Here is a 22,255-nt window from a genome sequence, read left to right as displayed (position 1 = left end):
CCCTTAGTGTTCGGCGGCGAAATCGGCGATGAGTTCCGCGGCGCGGCGAGGAGTTTCGTAGTGGATGAGGTGCCCGACTTCGGGAATCATGTCCAGGCGCTCGCGGGCGCCGGACGAAGAGGCGGGCAGGTCGCGGGAGGTCAGCGTCGCGTACATGGCGCGAGCTGTTTCGGGGGTGCCCAGGTCGTCGTCTTCGGCGACGAGCATCTGCACCGGTACTCGGATTGCGGCGGCGTATTCGGCGGCGGTGTGCGTAATGGACGCTTCGTAGGCGCTGAGCACTCCGCGGCGGGAGCCGAAGGAGCCGAAGTAGGCGGCGTGCTGGCCGTTGATGAAGCGGCGCATTGCCCTATCCTTGGTGCGCATCATGACTTCGCTGGAGGCGCGGGTAATCAGCTGCGAGCGCAGTAGCGGGTAGCCGATTTTTTCGGGGAGTGCCGCGCCGGCACGGTAGTAGAGGGAGGCGAGGCGGGAGGCGACGCGCTGGCTGCCTTCGAGGGCGGGTTCGCTAATGGGGTTGATGAGCGAGAGTAGCGCGAGCGAGTTCGGGTGTGCGGCGGCGAAGGCGCTGGTGACGATGGAACCGAAGGAGTGGCCGACCACGTGCAGCGGCAGGGGCTGCGTATCCTCGCGGGCGGGGTTAGTGTGCTTCACAAAGTCATTTAGCCACGCCACGTACGCGTTGATGTTGTCTCCGCCCTGTGTGTCTGCGCTCTGGCTGTTTTTGTTCGGGGTGCTTTCGGTCAGATCTGCGGAGCGGCCAAAACCGGGCAGGTCGGGGCTGATAATGCTGACGTTCGGGATGAGCTTCAGCAGGTAGTTCGCGATGATTTCCAGGCCGTGGTGGTCGCCGCGGAAGCCGTGCACGAGCAGCACGGGGTAGGAGCCTTCGGGGAAGGTTCCGTCGTTCATGCCTTTGCCGTACTGCCAGTAGCGGGTCATAACTGCCTGCGGGCCGTCACCGATGAGGGCGTCGTGGCGGGTGCCGGGAATGAGCGGGCCGGGCACACCCTCAAGAACTGAGGCGTTGGGGGAGTCCGGGGTAACGGTGGAGGTCATGGGTACCTTTCGCGGGTTGGGTACTGGGACGGCTAAGTCCCGTTCTTAATTCTAGGGGAGAAGCCTGAAAGGGCTCTGAAACCCGACTGCCGCATCGGTGGTTGGGCGGGTGATTGCGCAGGTGGTCGGGTGGGTGGTGCCGTCCATTTGGTAGTCGAGGCGGCCTCAACTCTGGCGCGGTGCGGGTTTCGCGTTACACTTGGAGGGTTAAGTTTTTATCAACCTGTCTTTATTTAAGGAATCGCTGTGTCTGCTCAGGTAGAGACCGAACGCAACGAAAATGCGTACGACTTCCGCGCTATGGAAGCCAAGTGGCGCCCCTACTGGGACGAAACGAAGGTTTTCCAGCCCACCGGTGACGCCCCCAAGGGCCGCAAGTATGTGCTGGATATGTTCCCGTACCCCTCCGGTGACCTTCACATGGGTCACGCGGAGGCATTCGCTATTGGTGACATGAACGCCCGCTACTTCAAGCAGTGCGGCTACGATGTTCTGCACCCGATTGGCTGGGACTCCTTCGGCCTGCCCGCTGAGAACGCAGCCATTAAGAACGACACTCACCCCAAGGAGTGGACGTACAAGAACATTGAGACTCAGGCTGAGTCCTTCAAGCGTTACGCTATTGCCGCTGACTGGAGCCGCCGCCTGCACACCTCGGACCCCGAGTACTACAAGTGGACTCAGTGGCTGTTCGAGCAGTTCTACAAGAAGGGCCTGGCGTACCGTAAGGACTCCATGGTCAACTGGTGCCCCAAGGACCAGACCGTGCTCGCTAACGAGCAGGTTGTGAACGGTGCGTGTGAGCGTTGCGGTACTACCGTGACTAAGAAGTCGCTGAACCAGTGGTACTTCAAGATCACTGATTACGCACAGCAGCTGCTGGACGATATGGAGCAGCTGGAGGGCAAGTGGCCCGACCGTGTTCTGCTCATGCAGCGCAACTGGATTGGCCGCTCCGAGGGCGCTGAGGTGCGTTTCGAGATTGAGGCGACCGAGGACCAGGCTGCAGAGTCCTTCACCGTGTTCACCACCCGCCCGGACACCCTGTACGGCGCAACCTTCATCGTGGTTGCTGCGGATGCGGCGTTCGCCGAGCAGATTGTGGCACCCGAGCACAAGGCTGCCCTGGAGCAGTACCGCGAAGACATTAAGGCACTGAGCGATATTGACCGCCAGTCCTCCGACCGCGAGAAGACCGGCGTGTTCACCGGCCGCTACGCGATTAACCCGCTGACCGGCGCGAAGCTGCCCGTCTGGGCTTCTGACTACGTGCTCGCCGATTACGGTACCGGCGCGATTATGGCTGTGCCCGCGCACGACCAGCGTGACCTTGAGTTCGCCCTGAAGTTCGACCTGCCCATCGTGAAGGTCCTGGACGTTGAGGGTGCTGAGGACCCGGCTACCAGCGGTGTTGCCGCAGCTGGTGACGGCGTGCTCATCAACTCCGGTGAGCTGACCGGCCTGCCCAAGGCTGAGGCGCTCGCTAAGGCTATTGAGCTGGTTGAGGCTGCCGGCACCGGTGAGGGTAAGGTCATTTACCGTCTGCGTGACTGGCTGCTGTCCCGCCAGCGTTTCTGGGGTACCCCCATCCCCGTGATTCACTGTGAGGATTGTGGCGAGGTTCTGGTGCCTGAGGATCAGCTGCCGGTGCTGCTGCCCGATAACCTGCGCGGTGAGCAGCTGGCTCCTAAGGGTCAGTCGCCTCTTGCCGCTGCCGATGACTGGGCGATTGTGCCTTGCCCCGAGTGTGGCAAGCAGGCTCGCCGTGACTCGGACACCATGGACACCTTCGTGGATTCCTCCTGGTACTTCCTGCGTTATGTTTCCCCGAACTTCGATGAGGGCCCCTTCGACCCGCAGGCTATGAGCGAGTGGGGTGCCGTTGACATGTATGTTGGCGGTGTGGAGCACGCTATTCTGCACCTGCTGTACGCACGCTTCTTCACCAAGGTTGTTCGCGACCTGGGTCTGATCAAGCACGATGAGCCGTTCAAGGCACTCATGAACCAGGGTCAGGTGCTCAACGGCGGTAAGGCGATGTCCAAGTCGCTGGGTAACGGCGTGAACCTGGGTGAGCAGCTCGACAAGTTCGGTGTGGACGCTATCCGCACCACCATGATTTTCGCGTCCCCGCCCGAGGATGACGTGGACTGGGCGGATGTATCCCCGGCTGGTTCGCAGAAGTTCCTGGCCCGCGCATGGCGTGTGGCTCAGGACGTCACCAGCGAACCCGGTGTTGACGCAACCACCGGTGACCTGGAGCTGCAGAAGCTGATTGCTCGCACCGTGCACGAGGTTCAGGGCCTGCTGGAGAACGGTAAGTTCAACGTGGTTGTTGCAAAGACCATGGAGCTTGTGAACGCAACCCGTAAGGCTATTGACTCCGGGGCCGGTGCGGCTGACCCGGCGGTCCGTAAGGCTGCTGAGACCATCGCTATTCTGCTGTCTCTGTACGCACCCTACACCTCTGAAGACATGTGGCACGTGCTCGGCTACGACACCCCGGTTCTGACCGCGGGCTTCCCCGAGGTTGACCCGGCTCTGCTGGTGGATGACACCGTCACCGCTATTGTGCAGATTAAGGGCAAGGTCAAGGCTCGCCTGGAGGTTGCGAAGGATATTTCTGAGCAGGAGCTTCAGGAGCGGGCTCTGGCGGATGCTACTGTTCAGCGTTCGATTGGTGACGCCGAGATCCGCAAGGTGATTGTGCGTGCGCCTAAGCTTGTGAACATCGTAATCTAAGCTTCTTAGATAAAGTACAAGCCCCGCTGTGGCTTCAGTTCGTTCTATGGAATGAACCCGGAGGCGTGGCGGGGCTTGCGCCGTTAACGCGGCCTTTAGTGCGTTGCACTTGGACGTTCTGCTCTACCGGGGCTATGGTGGTAGAAGTCCGCAATGAGACGCCAGACACAATAGTTGTGTCGTGAATATAACCAGCAGGGAAGAGAGACCAATGAGCCAGAAGGATACTCAGCAGGAACATGCTGAGCGGGCAAATCCTGTACACGAGCAGGATAACGCCCCCCGCATTGCCGTGGTAACCGATAGCGCCGCCTCCCTCGACCCGAAGCTCGTGCAGCGCCTGAGCGCTCGCGGTAATTTTGTGCTGGTTCCGATGCCGGTGACTATTCGCACGCCCGGTGAGCCGGATCGTCAACTGCAGGATTTGACTGCCGCCGAGGTGGACGAGGCGATTATGCTTGCGCACGTGATGGGTCAGACGGTGAGCACCTCCGGGCCCGCGCCGGGCATGTTTGCTGATGTGTATGATGATTTGGCGTCGCGAGGTTTTACGCATGTGGTGTCTGTGCATCTGTCCGGTGAACTCTCGGGTACGGTGGAGGCGGCACGCACCGGTGCCCGCCTGAGCCGCCTGGGTTCCGAGGGTGTTAGCGTGGTGGATACCCGCACGGTCGCAGGCGCCTACGGTCATGCGGTGGTGCGCGCTCTGGAGGTGCTGAACTCTGCATCTGCCGGCTCGAGTGTTGAGTGTCCGAGCCCTGGCTATTCGACCCCTAACTATCCGAACCCCGACTATCCGACTGCGGCGCAGCTGGTGGACTATATTCAGTCCATCTGCGAGCAGTCCACGCTCTACTTCTATATCCCGACCCTGGATGCTCTGCGCCGCGGCGGCCGTGTCTCCCCGGCATTGGCGATGGTGGGTCAGATGCTCCAAATCAAACCCATTGGCACGATTACCGAGGGCAAGCTGACGTATGTGGAGCGCCCTCGTACTGCGGCGCGCGCCCTGGAGCGTCTGGTGGAGGTTACCGTGCAGACCTGCCGTGATCAACGGCATGCGGCGGCGCTCACCTCTGCGGCTGCACCTGAGATGAATCCTTCTCCCGCCTGTTTTTCTCTCAAAGCAACCCCGCGCGGTGAGGTGGTTGCGGTGCATCATGTGGGTAATGCGGCGCAGGCGGTACAGCTGTACGAGCAGGTTCAGCAGATGCTGGGGGAGAGCTCCCTCGTTCATGATACTGCTGACTCTTCGGCGCCGGAGTTTTTGGTGAGCGCACTACCGCCGGTGCTGTCGGCTCATTCCGGTTTGGGTGCTGTGGCGCTGGTCGTTTATTAGGATTGTGTGCTAGCCGCCTTTCGGTGTGTCCATGCTGGCCCCGTGTTGTGTGTCTACGGGTGTGCTCGTGCGGTGTTCTTGTGCGGTGTTCTTGTGCGGTGTTCTTGTGCGGTGTTTTCGTATGATGCGCCGAGGGTGACACGAAATGCGACACGAAATATGCTCAATTTGTACATCGGGAGCGTATTTAGCCCTTTTTAAGGCTGTGGTGTGTCTTACTTTGGGGTCGTCTGTTTTTGGGTGATAATTCGCACCGTGTGCGAGCGTATCGGGTGTCATTGGAACCCATTCGCAGGTGAAAGGGTATTTTTTACCCTCAGATTTTGCCTTGATATGGTGCGGTTTTTAGCAAATGTGTGTTTCGCGTGTGTTTATGTTGCCGTGACCGTATCGCAACATTTTCTAAGGGTGAACACAACGCAAAACAACAGAAAACAACGGGTTTTTACCGGTTTTCATGGTGTAACTCACAAAAATTTATTGATAGAACACACCAAAACACACACAAACTAGGGTAGGATTGTTACCAACAACGGCGGAACGAACCGGGCAACATAGAGCACGGACGAATCCGACTAAACCAGAGTCTACAAGGCATCGGATTTGTACACCGCCACCAACGCACTGACAAGGAGATACTCCAGTGACCGTACGCGTAGCAATCAACGGCTTCGGCCGCATCGGCCGAACTTTCTTCCGCGCAGCTCAGACCGAGGGCGTCGGCTTCGAGATCGTCGCAATCAACGACCTCACCGATGTTAAGACCCTGGCACACCTGCTCAAGTACGACTCCATCATGGGTCGCTTCAACGCAGAGGTTGAGGTCAAGGAAGGCGCACTGGTTGTTGACGGCAAGGAAATCAAGATCCTCGCTGAGCGTGACCCCCAGAACCTCCCCTGGAAGGACCTGGGTGTTGACGTAGTCCTCGAGTCCACCGGTTTCTTCACCGACGGCACCAAGGCAAAGGCACACATCGAGGCTGGCGCTAAGAAGGTTATCCTCTCCGCTCCCGGTAAGAACATCGACGGCACCTTCGTCATGGGCGTGAACGACGACCAGTACGATGCAGCTAACCACCACATCGTCTCCAACGCATCCTGCACCACCAACTGCCTCGCTCCGATGGCTAAGGTTCTGAATGATGCATTCGGCATCAAGCAGGGTCTGATGACCACCATCCACGCATACACCGCTGACCAGCGTTTGCAGGACGCTCCCCACAGCGACCTGCGCCGTGCACGCGCAGCAGCCGTGAACATGGTCCCCACCTCCACCGGTGCAGCAGCAGCTGTTGGCCTGGTTCTGCCCGAGCTGAAGGGTAAGCTGGACGGCTTCGCAGTCCGCGTTCCCACCATCACCGGCTCCATCACCGACCTGACCTTCACCGCTTCCCGTGAGGTCACCGTTGAGGAAGTCAACGCAGCAATCAAGGCAGCAGCTGAGGGCCCCATGAAGGGCATCATCAAGTACAACGAGGACCCCATCGTCTCCAAGGACATCGAGGGTGAGTCCATCTCCACCGTCTTCGACGCACCGCTGACCAAGGTCATCGGCGACCAGGTGAAGGTTATCGCTTGGTACGACAACGAGTACGGCTACGTTTCGCGCCTCGTGATGTTCACCAACAAGGTTGTGGCATCCCTCTAAGCCCCAATAGGCTTACGACGCTCACCGAGTCTAAGCGTCACCCCGCGTGACTAACGCATAGTGAACCCCGGCACCACCGCATTAAGCGGGGGAGTCGGGGTTTGCTGTACCAAGGCTCTTTGGCAAAGGTCTTGAATAAAACCCTCAATAACGTATAAACATGCTATTTTCTGTCACCCTTTTTGGGTCAAAAATACCGTAAGAAAATAGGTTTTAGAGAGTGTCAATATCCGCGATATTCTGCGGAAAAATACCATATAAAAGCTATTTTTTAGGCTGTTAAACACCCTAGTATTCGGTATGATGGAAACGGTATATAAACCCACCTATCCAGGAGGAATTCCTATGGCTAAGGCACTGTCCGAACTGCTCGAAGAAGGCGTCGCAGGCCGCCACGTTCTGGTCCGTTCCGACCTGAACGTACCCCTGAAGGACGGCGTTGTCACCGATGATGGCCGCGTCCGCGCATCCCTGCCCGTCATTGAGAAGCTTGCCAAGGCTGGCGCACGCGTTATCGTGACCGCACACCTGGGCCGTCCCAAGGGCAAGGTCGACCCCCAGTACTCCATCGCACCGGCAGCTGCACGTCTGGCTGAGCTGGCATCCGTGCCTGTGAAGGTTGCAACCGACCTGGTAGGCGAGGACGCAAAAGCTAAGGCAGCAGCCCTGGCTGACGGCGAAGTTCTGGTCGTTGAGAACGTCCGCTACGACGCACGCGAAACCTCCAAGGATGACGCAGAGCGCGGCGAATTCGCTGACGAACTGGTCGCGCTGACCGGCGAGAACGGCGCATACGTGAACGACGCATTCGGCGCAGTTCACCGCAAGCACGCTTCCGTTTACGACGTTGCTAAGCGTCTGCCCGCATACCTGGGTGACCTGGTGAAGAAGGAAGTTGATGTTCTGGCTAAGACCCTGAACGACCCCGAGCGTCCCTTCGTTGTGGTCATGGGTGGCGCTAAGGTTTCTGATAAGCTCGCCGTGATTGACAACCTGATCGGAAAGGCTGACACCATCCTCATTGGTGGCGGCATGGGCTATACCTTCGCATACGCAAAGGGCTACGAGGTCGGCCAGTCGTTGCTGGAGAAGGACCAGGTCGAGAACGTTTTGCGTTACCTGAAGGAAGCTCCCGAGAAGGGCACCGAGATTATTACCGCAGTGGACGTTGTTTGGGCTGACGCATTCTCCGCTGACGCTAACACCGAGGTCCGCCCCGTTGAGGACCTGACCGGCGGCAAGCTCGGTGCAGAGGCTGAGGGTCTGGACATTGGTCCCAAGACCGCTGAGATTTTCGCTGAGAAGATTAAGGGGGCAAAGACCATCTTCTGGAACGGCCCCGTTGGCGTGTTCGAGATTGCTCCCTTTGCTGAGGGTACCCGCGCTGTAGCAAAGGCAATCGTCGAGTCTGACGCATTCTCCATCATTGGTGGTGGCGACTCCGCATCTGCAGTCCGTAACCTGGGCTTCAAGGATGAGCAGTTCGGCCACATCTCCACCGGTGGTGGTGCTTCCCTCGAGTACATTGAGGGTAAGACCCTGCCCGGCCTGGAGGCACTGGGCGCCTAATCTGGATGCACAGATTTAGTACACGGTTTTAGTGTAAGGAACCCCCGCCGGGCGGTACTTCGGTACCGTTCCCGCGGGGGTTTCTAGATGTCTGCCCCCGCAGAGCCCAAGCGTATGGGCCTCTACTCGCTCATCTGTCTCCCCACCGGTGGATTCACTGCTTACTTCATCACAAACGCTCCCTACCGCTGGATGTACTACGCCTATTGGGAATCTTCCTCGGTAGCAACGGCTACTCTCATCATTTCGTTTGTTGTTTTGCTGTGCGTCTGCTTCACCTATTGTGCTCTTGCGGCGCTCATCGTTGAGAAGATTGCTGCCCGAAAACTGCCCTGGAGCCGTTCCTTCGCCATAAGACTTCTTGTGATTGTTCTGACGATTGCCTTCTTCTGCATTGAGGCGTATCTCTTCCGCGGCGGCCTCCGAGGCGGCTACTAGCACACCGTAGACAAACACCACCGGCAGAATATCGGCAGGGTATATTCCCCTAAGCTCCACCCTGCCGGTACTTCGTACCCGGGTTCAACACAATCAGTGAACGTAGGGTGAGGATGCTCATCAGAGAGCATAAAAAGCGCCAAAAACCGTGAAAATATGCCCTCAAACCTCTAAAATAGAAAAGGAAAATTCCGAACAACAACCCCGTACGGTATACCGCGCGGGAGAGCTAAGGAGCGAACTATGTCGCGTAAGCCCCTCATCGCAGGCAACTGGAAGATGAACCTCAACCACGCAGAGGCAGTCACCCTCGTCCAGAAGCTCGCATGGACCCTCGACGACGCAAACTTCAACTTCTCCGCAACCGAAGTAGCCGTCTTCCCGCCCTTCACCGACATCCGCTCCGTGCAGACCCTCGTCGAAGGCGACAAGCTGGACATCCTCTACGGCGGTCAGGACCTCTCCGTCCACGACTCCGGCGCATACACCGGCGAAATCTCCGGCGCATTCCTCTCCAAGCTCGGCGCAACCTTCGTACTCGTCGGCCACTCCGAGCGCCGCACCTACCACCACGAAAGTGACGAGCTCTGCGCAGCAAAGGTCCAGGCAGCATACAAGCACGGCTTGACCCCCGTTCTCTGCGTCGGTGAGCCCCTCGAAATCCGCGAAGCAGGCACCCACGTCGAGTACACCCTCGAGCAGCTACGCGGCTCCATCGCAGGTCTGACCGCAGAGCAGGCAGAAACCCTCGTCATCGCATACGAGCCCGTCTGGGCAATCGGCACCGGCAAGGTCGCAACCGCAGACGACGCACAGGAAATGTCCGCAGCAATCCGCGCAGAAATCGCCAAGCTCTACTCCGCAGACGTTGCAGAGAAGGTACGCGTTCTCTACGGCGGCTCCGTCAAGTCCTCCTCCGCACCCTCCATCATGGGCAAGGAAGACGTGGACGGCGTACTTGTCGGCGGCGCATCCCTGCAGGCTGACGAATTCGCAGCAATCGCACGCTTCGACGCATAAAACCTCGACGTAGCATAGCGTCTCATAGCGTTACAGCGCCCGGCGGGTACCCACCCGACCGGGCGCTGAACCATTTACCCGCCACCGAGTTAGCGGCGGGGGGAGGGGCAAAGGGCGGGCGTAGGAGGCTGGTGTATGACTCAGGCGTAAGAGCCGGGCGCGTTCGCCCCTAACCACAAAACCCGCCCAGAATACACCAACCTCGCGGTTTGCCCCGTACACTTATTGGCATGTTCAGCTTTGGTTTTTCCCTGGTCGTCGCAGCCCTCGTCGGCATGATCCTCTACAGCTATCTGCGCAACCGCAAAGTGAGCGCCCCGCGCCTACCCGGCAATGTCGGCGGCAACATCGGCTACGCAGGCGGTGCAGAGTACCAGGACCCCTCGCCCGAATACCAGTACTTCGAGAGCCGCCGCGACCAATTTCTTGACCAGCTCTACAGTCGCACCTCCTCACCGGAAATCCCCGTGACCCTCACCCTGCGCGACTGGGTAGACCAGGGCTTCTACGCTGAAGGAGGCGCCTACTGGGCAGCCGCACAGCAGTTCACCTACTACCTCATCGACGGCGGATACGTGCGCGCCTACGACACTGAAGGCGACGAACTCACTGCCCAGCGTGTGCTCACCGACCGCCCCGCAGCCCTGCAGCTGACCCCCAGCGAATACCAGCGCCGTAGCAACCGCGACGCGTAAAAAGCCACTTAACGTGACCGAATGGCGGCCGTAGCGTATAGTTAAACCCGTCTGTCTGCGCCCGCGCAGTCCAGGCACCCCACCAGAAGACAACGAAGGAAGGTCCCCATGGACGTCATCATGAACGTACTCATGGTCATCATCGCCATCACCAGCGTGATCGCGGTGATGCTTGTGCTGCTCAACCGCGGTCAGGGCGGCGGCCTCTCCGACATGTTCGGCGGCGGTATGACCAACTCCCTGAACTCCTCCGGTATGGCGTCCAAGAACCTGATCCGCCTGACCGTCACCGTGATCGTCATCTGGGTTATCGCAGTGGTCCTGTACGGCCTGGCAATGCGCTTCAACGGCCAGATCGTCGTCTAGTCGCCCTCGTCAGAGCCCACGCCCACCCCATCGAGGGTGAGCCAATAGAGCTTTTCCCCGGCACTTCTCAACCGAGAATGCCGGGGATTTTTTATGCACCAAACGGCAATGACGAAAGCGGTAGCGGGGCGCGAGTCTTTACGGCATCATAGGACGTATACACCACATACGAAAGGCAAAGAAGCCATGAGTGCCTACACCCTCGATTACACGTACACCGCCCCGTCAGCCCTCATCGACGGCGCCGACTCCCGCGCGCTCAGCCTCGCCACCAGCGGCGGCAGTACCCCCGAAGGCGCCGCCTCTCACCCGTACTTCTTCTCCGGGTTCCTCGAACGAGCAGACGTCTACGCCACCGCACTACTGGTCGTCGCCAGGGTCGCCCGCACCCGCTTCTACGTGCCGCCCAGCTCCCTCGCCGGAGCCCTACGCGCCGCAGACCCGGTCGTCACCAGCACCGCCGAAGGCCTGCGCTTCGAATCCTTCAGCACCTGCTGTGGAGTGTACGTGCGCCTTGACGTTGACTCCAGCGCACTTGACGCCAGTCACAGCGCCGTAGGCGTCACCAACGTAGACGTCAACCCGCCCCTGCGCGCCGTGCTCGCGCTACTGGGGGAGTCCTAGCCCGAAAAACCGACCTGCCGGTGAGGCTACTTGCCCCTTAGCTAAAGCCTCACCGGCGGGTAGAAACCCCAGAGCATGCTTCGGTGACGAAAAGGCTTGACCACCGTCGCGGGGCGGGAGTACTCTATAGGTAATGGCGGATCATGAAGAGTCCTACTTTCTGAAATATCTTTTCTTATATTTATCGGATTCTTCGCTTCCCGCCATTTTTCTTTTAACCCCGTTCCCACGCGGCCAACAGGTGAGCAGCCAACAGATCAGCAAGCGACCGATACACAAACACCGGATAAGCGCCGCCCAAACTCCGCGATACGTAACGGTCCGTTGCACCCCGCGAAGATGTACACCGCAGGTCCCGATGACCAAACCCAGCGACAACTCGTGCCCACGCCGCTACGATAAGAACATAGATACACCACCGACGGTGACAGTCGGGTGAGACCAACGGAAAGGACGACCCGTGACCAATCCCTATGACGCATCCCCCTACCTGCAAGAATCACCCTACCTTAACGAATCTGCATACCTTCACGGCGAAGCACCCGAGGGCCTCAGCCCCCTCGTGCGCCTCATCCTGATGCGCCGCTACGGCGTGTACGTCTTCACCGACCTGTATGGCCCCTACTACCGCTCGAACTACTCGAGCATTAACGAGCTACACCACTCCGGCGCATTCGACACCGACCTGGGGCGAGTATCCCTCCTGAGCAATTGCGGTCTGACCCTCAGCAACGAGTCCCTCGCCCAGGCGCTAAACGCCAGCGCCAACGAATTTGCCCTGTTCGCGACCATCTGGTCCTACGAATACGGGTACCGCCCCGGCCGCGTATTCCGCCGCGACTTTGATCTGCGCACCCTGACGCTCACCGACGAGCAGCGCTACACCGAGCAGATCATGCACTACCTCTCCAACCCGTACTACAACCCGGACGGCACCGAGCGCATCCTTGGTGGTCTGCCCGAGAACTACGTGCCTTACGAGTGGCAGCAGCCGATGAGTCGCTCCAACTTCACCAGTATGGAACGCAACCGCCGACCCCTGCAGATGGTCAGCGGCGTGCAAAATGCCCTGATCATGGCGGATGCCCTTTACCAGCAGCTGCTCGGTCAGCAGCAGGCGTACAACCAGACCGACCAGCGCGACCTTGTGGCGTTGCGCCGTTTCCTCGCCCAGCATGACGCGCTGCCGGCTACCCGACCGGAGAACACCAGCCGCGAAAACCGCGTGTTCATCGCCGCCTGCCTGCATCCCGAAGATGCCGAGCATTTGCGCACCATGAAGGAGGCGCTCGCCCTCGCCGCCGCATACTCGCGTCTGCGTTTCAACGGCACGGTGGGGGATTTGAGCCTGAGCGCCGCGCCGCGCCTGAAGCTGCGCCGTAGCGAACGCACCCGCATCGCCCACTTGCTCAACCGCATTATTGATGCCGACCCGGTCGGCGCTCGCTACGACAGCGCACCCAACGCCGAAATGTACAAGCGCCTCGTCAAGGCGGTTCACCCCGGCGACTACCCGTCGCTGGCCGCGCTGAGCCACTGGGCTGACGACCTGTACCGCGGTGAGGTGCACAGCTTCGAGTCGCTGGTAGACCGCGCCTACGCAACTCGGGATGCGCAGAACGTGGCACGTCTGCTCTCCACCCGCCCCGGTGTGTTTGCACGCCAGCTGGTGCGCGCCCTGGACACTTTTGAAACACCCCGCTACGGCATTGATACCGCGCCGAGCCCCGGCCAGCAGGTCATCTTTGACGCGTTTGCCGCCGTGGCGCCGCGCGTATCTGCGCCTATCCTGGTGCAGATCCGCAACCTGGTGACCCTGCAACGTAACGCGCTCGCAAACCCGCCGAAGGAGCGCCCCGTCAACCCGGTGGCGGGGCAGGAGGACCGGGAGCTTGCTGACTACTCGCGCCGCAACTCAGAGGGCATCGCGATGGTTCAGAACCTCATGCAGAATGCGGGTATCCCGAACCCATTGGGCTCGTTCTTTGGCGCTCATTCCGGCCCGGAGAACCCGCTGCTTTCCATTCCGGTCGGCTCCGAACCTGCCGCAAGCCAGCGCGGAGAGCGCCGTGAGGCTTCTGACCAGAAGGCTAAGCCTGCCGCCCCGCAGCGCATGAACCTGTCCAAGACCGGTATCGCTACCATGATTCCGGCGCGCGAGTACAGTCCGGTGGTGCTGGACCTGCTGGAGCGCCTGGTCGAAATTGGCCTGTCCGGTCGCCTTGCCGAGACCAGCATCTACCTGCCTGACGAGGTGGGCGATACGATCATGCCGCTGAACACCCGCAGCGCTCGCCCCTCCCTGGACGGTATGGGCCGCTACAACACCTCGACGGTGCACCTGCCGTCCACCGGCGTGATTCGCCTCTTCTGCTTCTGGAATGAGGGTGTGGACATTGATCTATCGCTGATGATGTTTGATGCTGAAGGCAACTACATGGACAAGATCAGCTACTGGTCGCAGACCGTGAAGAACAGCCAGGACGCCATTTACGCGCACCACTCTGGTGACATTACAGACGGTACTGGTGGTGCATGGGAGTACATCGATATTGAGGCTCGTAAGGCGCTCAAGGCGGAGGTGCGCTACCTCGTGCCGGTGGTGCAGCTATACTCAGGCTTCGGGGAGGTACGCACCCTAGACGCGGTGAACGACCTGCAGGCAGGCTTCATGGTGGTTCCCGCCGTGGGTGTGGGTGAGGTGCACGAGGTGAGTCAGGTGCACACCAAGTTCACTCTGCGCGCTGAGAGCCGCGGCGTGCTGCCGTTCATTGTAGATCTGCAGAACTGCGACCCGTACGATATCCCGGGGGAGACCGACGCTATCGTGAAGGTGACGGATATCGGTCTGGCCCATGGCATTAACGTGCTGCAGTCAGGCGCAAATATCACCGCCGTGCGTGAGCACTTTGACTGGGCGCAGCCCATGACGGTGCGCGAGTATCTGCAACTTACCGGCGCGAAGCTCGCACCGACCGCTGAGGAGGCGCAGAAGGTGCTGGAGGCGACGGTTCCGTCACTGGCGGCACTGTACGTGAGCTTCGAAAACGAAGCGGAGCAGCCCCATGAACAGCAGCCGCAGAATCCTGCCGCTACTGAAAAGTAGGCGGGCGTAGCGAAAAGTGGAGCCCCGGATAGGTGTCTATCCGGGGCTCCACTTTTCTATGTTTGGTGCAGTTCAGAACCGAACCAGAACTAATTCAGAACCAGAACCTTACGGGCGGTTCTCAGGAGCCAACGACTCCTCGGTCGCAAAAATCAGGGTCTGCTTCTTACCGCGCGCACCCATCGCCGGGGTTTCCAGCAGTAGCTGCGCGTTCAGATCCTCAGCGTCCAGCTTCGCGCCAGCCAGAAGGCGGCTGGTCGCATCCTGCTTATCCTCACCGGTGATGAGGAAGAACACGTGACGCGAATTATTGATAATCGGCAGGGTCACCGACACACGCTCAGCCGGCGGCTTCGGCGAATCAGAAACCATCACGGTCACAGCCTTACCGCCCTCAACCGGATCCTCCGGCAGACCGGTACCCAGCAGAACCTGCTTACGGCCCGGGAACAGGGAAGCAATATGACCATCCGGGCCCATGCCCAGCAGGGTGATGTCAAAGACCGGTGCGGGCCACTGGCCACCACCGCAGCCTCCGCCGCCGCATCCGCAACCACCTGCGGGCTCAGAAGCCTCAGCGGCAGCGTCGAAGTCTTCCAAGGTGGTCTCTTCGATGGACTGCTCGGGTGCGGAAGAACCACAACCGCCGCCACCACAACCACAGCTGCCAGAGCCGCCGTGCTCGTGACCTGCACCGCCACCGTGACCGCCAGCCAGCGGCAGTTCGGTTGCGCCCTCAGGCATCTGCACGCTCATAGCCGGTGCGGAACCGGCGTAGTCGCGCATCTCAAAGGCGTAGTGCTCGGCGGCAGCCTCAAGGCCGGTGAAAATATCGGACGGACCCATGCGGTGCACATTGTCTACGACCAGGCCGTGCGAAAGCAGGGGAGCGAGCAGCACCTCAATAGCCTGACCGTCATTACGTTCGGGGCTGCGCTCGGGCACGTAACGCTCGTCGGAGAACCAGAAGTGCACGCGGGACCAGTCGATATTCTTCACACGCTCGTTCTCAGCCCACGCCTTCAAGGTAGCGATACCCATCGTGCCGCCGGTCAGCGAAATGTGGGCGATGGTGCGCTCAGAGAGCACGTGCTCAATGATGTCGAGGATCCGGGTCACCGCGTCTGCTGCGAGAGCCTCGCGGGTCGGGTGCGTCACCAGGGTAGGGGTGGATGCGCCCATGTTCTGAATCTTAGGCATCGAAAACCTCCGGGTATTCTTCGAGATCCAGCATGTCTTCAGGCTGGCAGGTATCGTCCACGAGGGTTACGGTGCGCAGCGCCTGCTTCAGCACGTCACTGTAGGTGTCGTCCGGGTCGAGGCGGCGCAGCTCCTCAGAGATGCACTCGGCGAGGGTACGCACCGGCAACGCAATCTGCTGATCGGGTGCGTACGGGGTGGAAATAGTCGCCACGGAAATACCGGGGCGGAACATTGTCACGGAACCGTCTTCACGCTCAATGCTGACGCGGTACAGGCCGCGGTTTGCCGCACCGATGGTCGCGAGGTGTACGGGCGCTTCAAGCTTCCAACCGAGCCAAGTACCGAGCAGAACCACGGAGGGGGACTTGTCCGAACCCCACACAACCACGCGGTGTACGGGGGAGGAAGGCATCTGCTCCAGGAGCGCAGCCAGCTGGGTACGCCACAGGGTGAGGCGGGTCCACGCCAGGTCGGTATCCCCGGCGCGGTACACCTCGGCGAGGTGCTTGAGAGCTTCCTTCGGATCCTCAGCGCGCGCAGAGTCGGTGATACGACGCTGAGCGATACGACCGATGGAGTGCTGTGCTGGGTTCTCCGGAACTGAGTGCGGCCACCAGACCACAATCGGGGAGTCAGGCAGTAGCAGACCGGAAATCAGTGCTTCAGTCGGGCGGGATGCGCTACCCCAACCGCGCAGAACAATCATCTCGGATGCGCCAGTGTCGCCGCCAAGGTGGATTTCTGCATCCAACTGGTCGGGGTCGAGCGGGTCGTGGGAGATGTGTACGATAATGCGGCTCGGGTGTTCGTGGGAGGCACGAATTGCGGCGCGCATTGCTTCGCGGGAATGGCCCTTTTCCGCGAGGACAACGAGGGTGAGTACTCGTCCGCTGCTGAGGCTACCGTTGTTGGCGCGCAACTGGCTCAGTTCCTTGTTGATGGCAGAAACGGTGGTGTTGTGCAGGTGCGAGATCACGGGCGCCTCCAAGCGCGGTTGTCGCGTTCGAGCATTTCGTGCGCTGAACGCGGACCCCACGAACCGGACTCGTAGGGTTCAGGCTTAATGCGGTTTTCTTCCCAATACTCTTCGAATGGGTCGAGAATCTTCCAGGAGAGTTCAACTTCTTCGTGGCGGGGGAACAGCGGTGGTTCGCCGAGTAGAACGTCCAGGATGAGGCGTTCGTAGGCTTCGGGGGACTCTTCGGTGAAGGAGTGGCCGTAGCCGAAGTCCATGTTGACGTCGCGGATTTCCATCTGGGTGCCAGGGACCTTCGCAGCGAAGCGGATGGTCATACCCTCATCGGGCTGCACACGAATAACGACGGCGTTCTGGCCTGCCTGCAGGTTTTCGCTTTCGCCGAAGAGACGGTCGGAGGACTTCTTGAAGACCACCGCGATTTCGGTGACGCGGCGGCCCAGGCGCTTACCGGCGCGCAGGTAGAAGGGGGTGCCTTCCCAACGGCGGTTTGCGATGGAGACCTTCAGCGCCGCAAAAGTTTCGGTGCGGGAGTCTGCAGGGATGTCATTTTCGTCGAAGAAGCCGTTGACGTGTTCTCCGCCCTGGTAGCCTGCAGCATACTGGCCGAGCGCGAAGGAGTTCGGCAGATCGTCAATGCGGAGTGCTTCGAGGACCTTAGCTTTTTCGGCGCGCAGGTGCTTGGCATCGAGGCTGAGGGGCTCTTCCATAGCGGTGAGGGCGAGCAGCTGCAACAGATGGTTCTGGATGACGTCGCGGGCTGCACCCACGCCGTCGTAGTAGCCTGCGCGGGAGCCGATGCCGATGTCTTCGGCCATGGTGATCTGGACGTGGTCAACGTAGTTAGAGTTCCAGAGCGGTTCAAACATCTGGTTGGAGAAACGCATTGCCAGGATGTTCTGCACGGTTTCCTTGCCGAGGTAGTGGTCGATGCGGAACACTGCGTCGGGCGGGAAGACTGCCTCCACGATGGAGTTCAGTTCGCGTGCGCTTTCAAGGTTGTGACCGAAGGGCTTTTCGATGACCACGCGGCGCCAACCGTCGACGGGGTTGATGGTGTCGTTATCGCCGGATGCGAGGTCGTGTTCAGCGAGCTTGGTGAGAACCTGCTCGAATGCCTTTGGGGGAATCGACAGGTAGAATGCGTGGTTGCCGTGGGCACCACGCTCATCGAGTTCTGCGAGGGTGCTCTTGAGCTGTTCATAGGCTGCGTCGTCGTCGAAGGCACCTTCAACGAATCGCATGCCCTGCTGGAACTGGTTCCACACATCCTCACGGAAGGGGGTGCGGGCGTTTGCCTCAACAGATTCACGCACGTAGGCGCGGAAGTCGTCATCGCTCCAGGGACGGCGGCCGAAGCCGACGAGGCCGAAGCTCGGGGGGAGCAAACCGCGGTTCATTAGATCGTATACTGCCGGAAGCAGCTTCTTGCGGGCCAGGTCACCGGTTACGCCAAAGAAAACGAGCGCGGACGGCCCCGCAATGCGGGTAATGCGGCGGTCGCGAGTATCCCTGAGGGGGTTCGCTTCATGACCGTTAGTCACAATATATTCCTTTGATTGCCTTGGTTGGTTCGTGCGGCGCGCGGTTCGTACCTTATTCGCACGGAGGGGATGCCGCATTCTGGAAGGTGTGTACCCTGTATTGTACCGGTTTTGACGGGACGATATGAGGAGCACCTAACCCGCCTAAATTCTCTGGGACGCTTCGGGCGGTGAAGCCCGGTGAGAATCTCTGCAAGAATCCGGGTGGGTTGGGTGCTTACCAACATATACGTGAGGTGGTGCGTATCCGTAGCGGTAGGTAGCGCGCTACAGTTGAGCAGCTGTTGAATGTCAGCAGCTAATGGGTATGGTTACTTGGCCTGCTCAAGCGCCTTACGGACGGTCTGCAGCAGTTCTTCCCAGGAAACGTCGAACTTGGACAGGCCCTCAACCTCGAGCTTCTCTACGACCTCGGTGTAGGAGACACCTGCGGCACCAATAGCGTCCAGAATCTTGTTGGATTCGGAGTAATTCGGCACGATGGTGTTGCCGGTGATTTCACCGTGGTCAGCAACAGCGTTCAGGGTTGCCTCGGGCATGGTGTTCACGGTATTGGGTGCGACCAGGCCAGTGACGTACAGGGTGTCCGGCAGCGAAGGGTCCTTCACACCGGTGGATGCCCACAGCGGGCGCTGTACGTTCGCGCCGTGGGCCTGCAGGCGTGCCCAACGCTGGGAGGAGAACATTTCCTCGAACACCTCGTAGGCGAGGCGTGCATTTGCCAGACCTGCCTTGCCCTTGAGCTGCGCAGCGTCACCGCCGGCAGCTTCGAGGCGCGCATCAATTTCGGTGTCTACTCGGGAGACAAAGAAGGATGCGACCGAGTGGATGGTGGACAGGTCCTTACCGTTTTCCAGCGCCTGCTCCAGGCCGAGCATGTAGGCGTTGATGACCTCTCGGTAGCGGGTCAGGGAGAAAATCAGGGTCACGTTCACGCTGATGCCAGCAGCCAGGGTCTCAGCGATGGGACGCAGGCCTTCCTGGGTTGCAGGAATCTTGATCATGACGTTTTCGCGGCCCACACGCTCGTAGAGTTCATGTGCCATTTTGACGGTGCCTTCGGCGTCGCGTGCCAGGCGGGGGTCAACCTCGATGGAGACGCGACCGTCAAAACCGTTGGATGCCTTATAGACGGGTGCGAATACGTCGCAGGCTACGCGTACGTCGTCGCAGGTTGCGGCGAAGACTGCCTCTTCAACGCTTGCGCCGACTGCGGCAAGTTCACGCATCTGTTCAGCGTATGCGGCACCCTTGGCGAGCGCACCAGCGAAGATGGTGGGGTTGGTGGTCACACCGACGACATTGTGGGTCTCGATGAGTTCGGCGAGGTTGCCGCTGGTCAGACGCTCACGGGAGAGGTCGTCAAGCCAGATAGAGACGCCAGCGTCGGAAAGCTTCTGAGTGGACTCAGACATGTGAAAACCTTCGATTCTTTGTCAGAAATAACAATTGGATAACGGTAAAAAACTGCCGGGGTTGGGTAGGCTCCGGCTCAGTAATATGAGCCGGAGCCTACCCGTCGTTCACCACAACCACCTCATATATGTGCCCTAAGAGGGTGCATACTCAGACGGATGTGGTGGACAAAGTTTTATTTTGCTGCCTCGATGGATTCCTTAGCGGCAGCCACGACAGCTTCCGAGGTGATACCGAATTCGCGGTACAGGGTCTTTGCATCGGCGGAGGCACCGAAGTGCTCTATAGATACGGCGCGGCCGGCGGTGCCGAGTAGGTCGTACCAGCTCATTGCCAGGCCAGCCTCAACGGAGACACGGGCGGCAACCGAGGAGGGCAGAACCGACTCGCGGTATTCTGCGTCCTGCTCAGCGAACCACTCACGCGAAGGCATGGAAACCACGCGAGCGGCGATGCCCTGCTCTGCGAGAGTTACGCGGGCCTGAATGGCCAGCTCAACCTCAGAACCGGTAGCGATCAGGATGACGTCCGGGGTGCCCTCGGTATCAGCCATGATGTAGCCGCCGCGTGCGGTGCCCTCAGCGGAAGCGAACTTTTCGCCCTCAGCGTCTGCATGCACGTCTTCACGAGCCCAGACGGGCAGGTTCTGGCGGGAGAGTACGATACCTGCGGGGCGATCGGACTTCTCCAGGATGGTGCGCCATGCGACGGCGGTTTCGTTAGCGTCCGCGGGGCGAACCACGTCGAAGCCGGGGATAGCGCGCAGGGCGGAGAGGTGCTCGATCGGCTGGTGGGTGGGGCCGTCCTCGCCCACACCAATGGAATCGTGGGTCCACACGTACACTGAGGGAACGCCCATCAGTGCGGAGAGGCGAACAGCCGGGCGCTGGTAGTCGGAGAACACGAAGAAGGTGCCCGAGAATGCGCGGGTGGGGGAGGAGAGCACAATACCGTTAACGATTGCTGCGGCAGCATGCTCACGAATACCGAAGTGCAGCACACGGCCGTAGGGGTTGCCGGTCCAGTCTTCGGTGCTGCGCGATGCCGGGTTGAAGGACTCTGCACCCTTGATAGTGGTCAGGTTTGAGCCAGCGAGGTCAGCGGAGCCGCCCCATAGTTCGGGGAAGGTGTCAGCAATAGCGTTGATGACAGTGCCGGATGCCGCACGGGTTGCCACGGAGGTGCCAGCCTCGAACACGGGGAAAGCACCCTTGTAATCTGCGGGCAGTTCGCCTGCAACGAGGCGCCTGTACAGTTCGGAGCGTTCAGGGTTTGCCTTGGCCCATGCCTCGAACTTCTCGTCCCATGCCTTGTGCGCCGCTGCGCCGCGCTCAACAAGCTGGCGGGTGTGTGCCAGCACGTTCTCCTCAATGAAGAAGCTCTTGGCGGGGTCAAAGCCGAGCAGTTCCTTAGTGGCAGCAACCTCATCGGCGCCGAGCTTGGAACCGTGTACTGCGCCGGTGTTCTGCTTAGTGGGGGCGGGGTAGCCGATGACGGTGCGCAGCTCAATGAAGGAGGGCTTGTCGGTGACAGCCTTCGCACGCTCAATAGCGGCGTACAGTTCTGCGACGTCCTCAACGTAGTCGCCGGTGCGGGTCCAGTCCACTCGCTGAACATCCCAGCCATAGGACTCGTAGCGCTTTGCTACATCCTCGGTGAATGCAACGTCGGTGTCCTCCTCAATGGAGATGTGGTTGCGGTCCCAGACGACAATCAGGTTGCCGAGCTCCTGGTGACCTGCGAGCGCGCACGCCTCGGCGGTGACGCCTTCCTGAACGTCACCCTCGGAGGCGATGACGTAGACGTGGTGATCGAAGGGGGAGGTGCCCGGTGCTGCTTCGGGGTCGAACATGCCGCGCATACGGCGCTGTGCGTAGGCGAAGCCAACGGCGGATGCCAGGCCCTGGCCGAGCGGGCCGGTGGTGATTTCTACACCCTTGGTGTGCTTGTATTCGGGGTGGCCGGGGGTGAGAGCACCCCAGGTGCGCAGGGCTTCCAGATCGCTCATTTCCAGGCCGTAGCCGCCGAGGAACAGCTGAGTGTACAGGGTGAGGGAGGTATGGCCGGGGGAGAGGATGAAGCGGTCACGGCCTTCCCAGCGGTCGTCGGCGGGATCCTGGTTCATGATCTTCTGGAAGAGTAGGTATGCGACCGGAGCCAGACTCATTGCGGTTCCGGGGTGACCGGATCCGACCTTTTCTACGGCGTCTGCAGCGAGGATACGTGCGGTATCTACGGCGCGCTGGTCGGTTTCTGTCCACTGGAAGTTCTCTGCCACGTGGGTGTCCTTTCACAATGTGAGTGGATGCGCCAGCAGGCTTGTGCTAGCGCGCTGTCCGTTGGGTGTAACGTGCCTTCGGGCGTGCTTATTCCCGCGCCGGGAGGTACCCCGGTAGGTGCGGTGAGCTGGGAGGTTTGTTTCGACCCTTTTGTTTTAACAGGATAGTTCAGGAGGCGGGATGATCCGATGTGTGAATGCAGACATTCACAGGATGATACGGGGATGGGGG

16 protein-coding genes are annotated in these 22,255 nt (G+C 60.2%); 10 read left to right on the top strand and 6 right to left on the bottom strand.

From position 1 onward, the window contains the following. Positions 1-3: 3 nt before the first annotated feature. A complete protein-coding gene (locus O3648_RS00715; RefSeq protein ID WP_371567807.1) occupies positions 4-1,059 on the bottom strand; it encodes an alpha/beta fold hydrolase in 1,056 nt (351 codons plus the stop codon). Between the two features lie 240 nt (positions 1,060-1,299). Here O3648_RS00715 and leuS point away from each other — a divergent pair, with 240 nt between their 5' ends. The 10 genes from leuS (at position 1,300) to O3648_RS00665 (ending at position 14,606) form a co-directional block, all read left to right on the top strand. Further along, positions 1,300-3,801 (top strand): leucine--tRNA ligase, encoded by a 2,502-nt coding sequence (gene leuS, locus O3648_RS00710; RefSeq protein WP_371567842.1) that lies wholly within the window; start codon positions 1,300-1,302, stop codon positions 3,799-3,801. A gap of 211 nt (positions 3,802-4,012) precedes the next feature. Next, the gene (locus tag O3648_RS00705; protein ID WP_371567804.1) at positions 4,013-5,140 is read left to right on the top strand and encodes a DegV family protein; all 1,128 of its coding nucleotides are present in this window, start codon (positions 4,013-4,015) and stop codon (positions 5,138-5,140) included. Between the two features lie 643 nt (positions 5,141-5,783). After that, positions 5,784-6,788 carry a type I glyceraldehyde-3-phosphate dehydrogenase gene (gap, locus tag O3648_RS00700; protein ID WP_279740731.1) on the top strand — a complete coding sequence of 335 codons (1,005 nt, stop codon included), beginning with the start codon at positions 5,784-5,786 and terminating at the stop codon, positions 6,786-6,788. Between the two features lie 345 nt (positions 6,789-7,133). Beyond that, the gene (gene pgk / locus O3648_RS00695) at positions 7,134-8,357 is read left to right on the top strand and encodes a phosphoglycerate kinase (RefSeq protein WP_279755025.1); all 1,224 of its coding nucleotides are present in this window, start codon (positions 7,134-7,136) and stop codon (positions 8,355-8,357) included. A gap of 87 nt (positions 8,358-8,444) precedes the next feature. Further along, positions 8,445-8,795, top strand: a complete 351-nt coding sequence (locus tag O3648_RS00690) for a hypothetical protein (RefSeq protein ID WP_371567800.1) — start codon at positions 8,445-8,447, stop codon at positions 8,793-8,795. A 243-nt stretch (positions 8,796-9,038) separates the two neighbouring features. After that, entirely contained in the window at positions 9,039-9,815 is a 777-nt protein-coding gene (gene tpiA / locus O3648_RS00685; RefSeq protein ID WP_005509126.1) for a triose-phosphate isomerase, read from the top strand. Positions 9,816-10,024: 209 nt separating this feature from the next. Further along, positions 10,025-10,510, top strand: a complete 486-nt coding sequence (locus tag O3648_RS00680; protein ID WP_279790392.1) for a hypothetical protein — start codon at positions 10,025-10,027, stop codon at positions 10,508-10,510. Positions 10,511-10,618: 108 nt separating this feature from the next. Next, a complete protein-coding gene (secG, locus tag O3648_RS00675) occupies positions 10,619-10,876 on the top strand; it encodes a preprotein translocase subunit SecG (protein ID WP_005506130.1) in 258 nt (85 codons plus the stop codon). A gap of 186 nt (positions 10,877-11,062) precedes the next feature. Further along, positions 11,063-11,500 carry a hypothetical protein gene (locus O3648_RS00670; protein ID WP_279790388.1) on the top strand — a complete coding sequence of 146 codons (438 nt, stop codon included), beginning with the start codon at positions 11,063-11,065 and terminating at the stop codon, positions 11,498-11,500. A 460-nt stretch (positions 11,501-11,960) separates the two neighbouring features. Continuing rightward, on the top strand, positions 11,961-14,606 hold the full coding sequence (locus O3648_RS00665; protein WP_371567798.1) for a hypothetical protein: 2,646 nt from the start codon (positions 11,961-11,963) through the stop codon (positions 14,604-14,606). A 108-nt stretch (positions 14,607-14,714) separates the two neighbouring features. On the opposite strand, the gene O3648_RS00660 is transcribed toward O3648_RS00665, so the two are convergent. The 5 genes from O3648_RS00660 to tkt all read right to left on the bottom strand — a co-directional run bounded on the left by O3648_RS00660 (position 14,715) and on the right by tkt (position 22,023). Beyond that, positions 14,715-15,806: a 6-phosphogluconolactonase gene (locus tag O3648_RS00660; RefSeq protein WP_279754897.1), complete on the bottom strand. Its 1,092-nt coding sequence runs from the start codon at positions 15,804-15,806 to the stop codon at positions 14,715-14,717. After that, entirely contained in the window at positions 15,799-16,785 is a 987-nt protein-coding gene (locus tag O3648_RS00655) for a glucose-6-phosphate dehydrogenase assembly protein OpcA (protein ID WP_279739799.1), read from the bottom strand. The genes O3648_RS00660 and O3648_RS00655 overlap by 8 nt, the downstream gene beginning before the upstream one ends. Then, positions 16,782-18,329, bottom strand: a complete 1,548-nt coding sequence (zwf, locus tag O3648_RS00650) for a glucose-6-phosphate dehydrogenase (protein WP_279754898.1) — start codon at positions 18,327-18,329, stop codon at positions 16,782-16,784. Before zwf ends, O3648_RS00655 begins: the two co-directional genes overlap by 4 nt. A 311-nt stretch (positions 18,330-18,640) precedes the next feature. Next, on the bottom strand, positions 18,641-19,744 hold the full coding sequence (gene tal / locus O3648_RS00645) for a transaldolase (RefSeq protein WP_314078966.1): 1,104 nt from the start codon (positions 19,742-19,744) through the stop codon (positions 18,641-18,643). Positions 19,745-19,920: 176 nt separating this feature from the next. Then, complete coding sequence (tkt, locus tag O3648_RS00640) at positions 19,921-22,023, bottom strand: transketolase (protein WP_371567794.1); 2,103 nt, start codon at positions 22,021-22,023, stop codon at positions 19,921-19,923. Positions 22,024-22,255 lie beyond the last annotated feature (232 nt).

It is taken from the genome of Rothia sp. 27098_8_161 (assembly GCF_041432905.1).
Lineage (GTDB): Bacteria > Actinomycetota > Actinomycetes > Actinomycetales > Micrococcaceae > Rothia.
This window is presented reverse-complemented; position numbering and strand designations above follow the sequence as displayed.